The organism is Arthrobacter sp. H5 (genome assembly GCF_000520595.1).
In the GTDB taxonomy this organism is placed as follows: Bacteria; Actinomycetota; Actinomycetes; order Actinomycetales; family Micrococcaceae; genus Arthrobacter_D.
This window is the reverse complement of record NZ_KI915026.1, coordinates 35,557-40,424: the sequence shown is the minus strand read 5'-3', so window position 1 is coordinate 40,424 and position 4,868 is coordinate 35,557. Positions and strand designations below refer to the sequence as shown.

Genomic DNA, 4,868 nt, shown 5'->3' with positions numbered 1-4,868 from the left:
CTCGGGGGCCAGGAAGAGCGGCATCAGGTGCAGGTAGGTGAGGCCCAGTTCCTTGAAGTAGGGGATCTTCGCGTGAACGCCGTCAAGGTTACCGGCGTAGCGGTCCACGTAGCAGACCCCGCCCAGCATGGAATTGGAGAGGAACCAGCCGCCGTTCGCCTCTTTGGCTGCGTCAACGGCCTTGAGGTCGGTGGGGCGTTCCTGCCACGAGCCGGCCGCTTCGAGGACTAGGTGGGTGAGCTGGTCCAGCCAGTCGTTCTGCGGGCCATAGAGGGAATGGAACAGGCGGCACAGCTCGGGGAAATGCTCATCGAACCGGCGCAGGAAGGCGGTGCTGTCGTCGTCGATTGCCTGCTTCGGCTGGGCGGCGAGGGCCGCGAGTACGTGCTGCCGGGCCTGCTGGTCAACGTGCTCGTCCATGTAGAAGCGTCCCTTTCGTGAATTCTTGTCCTACTGCTCCATCCTTTCACTCTTCGAAACGTGAGCAGGTCCGCCGTCGTTTTCCTCCTAAGGGGAGCGACGGCGGACCCAGCAATGGGGTTAGATGATGCTTCGGCCAGCCTTCCGGGATTCAGCCCAGTACTTCAGGAAGCCTCGGCAGACGGTCCACAGGACGCCTGCAACGATGACGAGCCAGATCAGCACGTACACGGTAAGAAGAATGGTTTCCATGGTGATCTCCTACTTTCGGGCGGACAGCGTGGAGCCGTCCAGGTCGTCGTCGGGGGTCTCGCTGTCAGGGCTGGCCTGGCCGTCGTCGGCCACTGGGTCATAATCGCCGATGCGCTGTTTGATCAGGGCAAAGTCGAAGCTCTGTTTGCTCCTGACTGACATCAGGTAGCAAATGATCGTGCTCTCACGGCGTAGGCCACCAGGGAGCCGGTGAGGACCGTGTAGTCGTGCAGAAACCCGATGACAAACGGTGCCGAGGCGACAGCTGCCAGGGCGCCGACAATTTTTGCCGGTTTCAGGCCGAAGAAGCCAAACACCATCAGACCCAGGACAGTGCCGATCCCGGCGGCCGACAGGATGTCGAAGACGACGCCGGTGGCACCGTCCATCGAGAACCAGGAGAACCTGACAGGGATAAAGACGGCCAGCGCCACGATCACCGAGGTGGTGAAAGCCTTGTTGGTCACCTTGTTCCAGTAGAAGCTCGCGATGACAAGGAACACCAGGGCGCCCCAGAGGGCTCCCACGAAGACCAGTAGGTCGAGGATGTCCATTTGTTGGCTGGCGATGATCAGAGCCGCAGCGGTGGCCGCGATCATGGTGATCCTGCCGACCAGAAGCATGGTTGTTGGGTTGGCCTTCTTCGCGATGTTCTTGCCGTACACGTCGGCCATCATGATTGAGGACAGTGCTGACAGGTCCGAATCGGCGGTCGAGGAGAGAGCGCCGAGAATCATGACGAAGAACAGGCAAAGCAGCACCGGCCCGAGGTAGGTCGAAGCCATCTGAGGGATCAGGTTGTTGACGTCGCCGCCAACAGGGCTGACGCCCAGGTACAGGGCCATCACGCCGACCATGCCGATCCCGATCACGGTGGCGCCGTAGCCGACAGTCGCTGTGATGAAGGTCTTCTTGATCAGGTCCTCGCGGACGGCAAAGAGTCGCTGCGCAATGGTCTGGTTGCCGATGGCGTAGGCCAGGACCGCTGCGATATACGGTGCGCCCTGGTTCAGGAACGCGTCGCTGGAGAAGAAGTTTGACTGCTGCGGGGTGAGGTTACTGGCGCCCTGCTCGAACATGCCGGGTCCGCCAGCGGCGAAGAACACCACGGGAATGATGATGGCGACGGCGCCTAGCATTGCGACCACCTGGGCGAAGTCGGTCAGGATGGAGGCCCGGAAGCCTGACCAGAGGGTGTACATCAGCACGCCCACTGCGACCGTCAACACGCCTTGGCCGAAGCTGAACGGGGAAAGCAGGGCCAAAAGGGCGCCTCCGGCGATGAAGTTGGAGGTCAGGCTGATGACGCTGCCGACAATGTTTGAGCCCGCGAGCATCAGTTGGCTAGACCGGCCGTGGCGGGAATGCATGACCTCGGCCAGGGTGTGGGCTTTGGGTGCGACGGCGCGGATGCGCTTGCCGAAGGGGTAGATGAACAGAATCATCAAGGCGCCCCAGAGCCCATAATGGATAGGCCCGGAGATGCCGTAGGTGTATCCGGCGGTGGCGGACGCGTACATTGATGAGGCCCAGATCCAGGTGGCTGTCATGCTCGCCGCGGAGATGCCGAAGCCCACCTTGTTGCCGGCCGTCATGTACCCGTCGGCGTTCTCTTTCTTCTTGCCAATATAGGCGGACACTAGGAGGGTTCCGCCGTACAGCAGAACAAGGAGCAGAATCACGATCCATCCACTCAGTTGATACAAATCAGAGTCGTTAGGCACTGTCATCCCTTTGTCACGACGAGTAACGCTTGCAACTCGACATCGTCATCACGCTGGCCTCCTGTGGGCCGTCTCCTCCGCAAGCGTTTTCAGGCGCGGAGACCGAGCCCGAGTCTTGAGCGCAAACGCGTCAATCCCGTAGACAATTACCTGAGGCAATCAAATAGAGCGCATAGCTCGGTCTTTCGGCGGCGCGCGGCCAACCGATTTGTGGGTGTCGTCCACCCATGCGGGGGCAGAAACGCTGCATTCTTCACCGATAATCAAGCCCAATGGATGGGGAAACGGTTACTTGCGGGCAGGCGTCCTGCAACGCAGTCAGGCTAGCATGCTTCCGCGGCGGGGCCCCGGGCGGGACGGTCCTGTGGGCAGCTCCGTCAGCTCTCGAATGTCCAGGAAGCGCCCACGGGTAGCCCCGGTATGGGCCATTGCGGGTCGGGCTGGAAGCTCTCGAACCCGGCGTTGAACGGATACTCCCAGCGCTCAACAACTGAGACTGCATCTGCGGCGGCCTGCCGGACCTGGGTCAGTGTTGCATCGGACATGAGTCCTGCCTGATGGGCGAATTCGAGTTCGTCTTCATCCTTGTAGCTGACGCCGCGGTCTGGGCCAACGACCACATCGAGGACGAGATCACTGCTTTCGATGCCGGTTCCCGTTCGGGTATAGGTACGTTCGATGTTGACGTAGTACAGGTCCCTTGCCCCGGTACCGGTTTCGAAGAACCAGACCGAGTACATGGTGTGAGGCTGGAACACCGCGAGTATTCCTGAGCCGGACCATTGCCTGACGGCCTGGGCCCGGGGCTCGGTGAAGCGGCCTGCACCTTCTATGGAGCGGATATCCCGGCCATCGGCGAGCACCTGGTACAGCATGCGGTTACCCGGTGCCAGCCAGACGACCAACTGCTCGCCGTCGTGGACGTACGACCGTGACCGGACGTACGTCCACGAGGCCTGGGAAATCCGGGGTCCGGTAAGTCTAGGTGATTGCGGCGCCGCGGGGCCAGCGGGGTACTTCAGAAAGGGGCATAGTCACTATTTTTACCGGCACACCCCTATTTGCTAAATTCCGCTGGCACCGACCGGCGCCGCCCTCACCGGAACGCTAGCCGAACATTGTTTGCAGCAGCTCCGATCCCGCCAGGTACGCAAAGAACAGGACGATGAGGACCAACAGGGTGTTGTTGACCTTGCCGTTCCGGTATCCCGGTTCCACCCGCTTGGAATTCAGCAGATAAAGGAGCCCCACCGAGAGGAGCGGCATGAATACCGCCCCCAGTACGCCGTAGACGAGCACGACCGCCAAAGGCTGCTGAAACAACAGGAGCAACATCGGCGGGAAGGTCATCCATGCGAGGTAGATCCGAAATGAGGTGTCCTTCTCCGAGATCGACTCGTGGGAACTGGTTTCATGTCGTTTGCTGTCGCGCAGGATGCGGACAAAGTCAGCGAAGAGGTAGGAGATGCCGTGCCACGGTCCGAGGATGGACGTAAAGATTGCGGCCCAGATGCCGATCAGGAGCGCCCATCGTGCGGCTTCCCCGAATCTCTCCCCATAGGCATCCGCCAGTCCCAATAGACCGTCGTTGCCTTCGATCGTGGTCCCGGTGCCGAAGAGCAGTTCAGCCGCGATAATCAAAATAGCGATGGCGAAGATGCCCGTGATGATGAAGGCGGAGGTGATGTCGAAACGCATCATCGGAATCCACTGCTTGCCTTTCCAGCCTTTGGAGTGGATCCAGTATGAATAGCAGGTCAGGGTAATGGTTCCTCCGACGCCCCCAATGATCCCCAGAATGCGGACGAACGAGCCTTCGGGAACCGATGGGGCAAAGCTGTAGGCGACGGTACCCAGGTTGGCCAGAATCAGCACCGCAGAACCGATCACGGTAATGAACATCACCCCGATGAGGACTGTCATCGCCTTCTCCAGGAAGCCGTATCGACCGAACCACACCAGAATGAATCCGGCCAGCGCGGAGAGAACGGCCCACAGCCAGAAAATGCTTCCGGGGAACATTGCGGTCAGCACCAGGGCAGAGACTGCCGGCACGGCGGCGCCGTAGACGATTCCGAAGATCACCACATAGATGCCAAAGTATGCGGTGGCCCACCACCCCAGTGAGTGCCATCCCTGCAGAAAAGTCTTGCCCGTGGCCAGGTACCAGCGGCCGATTCCCTCCGACAGGATCAGCTTGATGGCGGTACCCGCGATGACCGCCCACATCAGTGCCCAGCCGTAGGTGGCTCCAGCGATGGAGGCCATAATGAAGTCGCCTGCACCGACACCGGTGGCGGCGACGATGAGGCCGGGACCGATGAACCTGAGCTTTTTGCCGAATGTTTTCGGCGGTTGCCCGGCGTCGCTTCTTGTCTCCTCGAGCTCACTTTTCACGGTTTCTGCCCTCTCCTGGCCATGTGCATCCGGTCCTCTCCGATCCCAGTGGTTCCTGCAGGCGAGGACCGGATG

General features: G+C 60.7%; 3 protein-coding genes and 2 pseudogenes. All 5 read right to left on the bottom strand.

All coding sequences use genetic code 11. From position 1 onward, the window contains the following. Positions 1 to 420: pseudogene (locus Y708_RS30080) on the bottom strand (amylosucrase); the annotation flags it as partial. 120 nt (positions 421 to 540) lie between these two features. After that, positions 541 to 672 carry a putative transporter small subunit gene (locus Y708_RS30545; RefSeq protein ID WP_028281171.1) on the bottom strand — a complete coding sequence of 44 codons (132 nt, stop codon included), beginning with the start codon at positions 670 to 672 and terminating at the stop codon, positions 541 to 543. Positions 673 to 681: 9 nt separating this feature from the next. Continuing rightward, positions 682 to 2,402: pseudogene (locus tag Y708_RS26475) on the bottom strand (sodium:solute symporter family protein). A gap of 371 nt (positions 2,403 to 2,773) precedes the next feature. Then, positions 2,774 to 3,271, bottom strand: a complete 498-nt coding sequence (locus Y708_RS26470; RefSeq protein ID WP_162150504.1) for a ribonuclease FAU-1 family protein — start codon at positions 3,269 to 3,271, stop codon at positions 2,774 to 2,776. Positions 3,272 to 3,503: 232 nt separating this feature from the next. Continuing rightward, positions 3,504 to 4,793: an Nramp family divalent metal transporter gene (locus Y708_RS0119215; RefSeq protein WP_028281170.1), complete on the bottom strand. Its 1,290-nt coding sequence runs from the start codon at positions 4,791 to 4,793 to the stop codon at positions 3,504 to 3,506. Positions 4,794 to 4,868 lie beyond the last annotated feature (75 nt).

Coding starts and splice junctions, on each gene's coding strand:
- Y708_RS30545 (WP_028281171.1), bottom strand. CDS start 672: ATGGAAACCATTCTTCTTACCGTGTACGTGCTGATCTGGCTCGTCATC.
- Y708_RS26470 (WP_162150504.1), bottom strand. CDS start 3,271: ATGCTGTACCAGGTGCTCGCCGATGGCCGGGATATCCGCTCCATAGAA.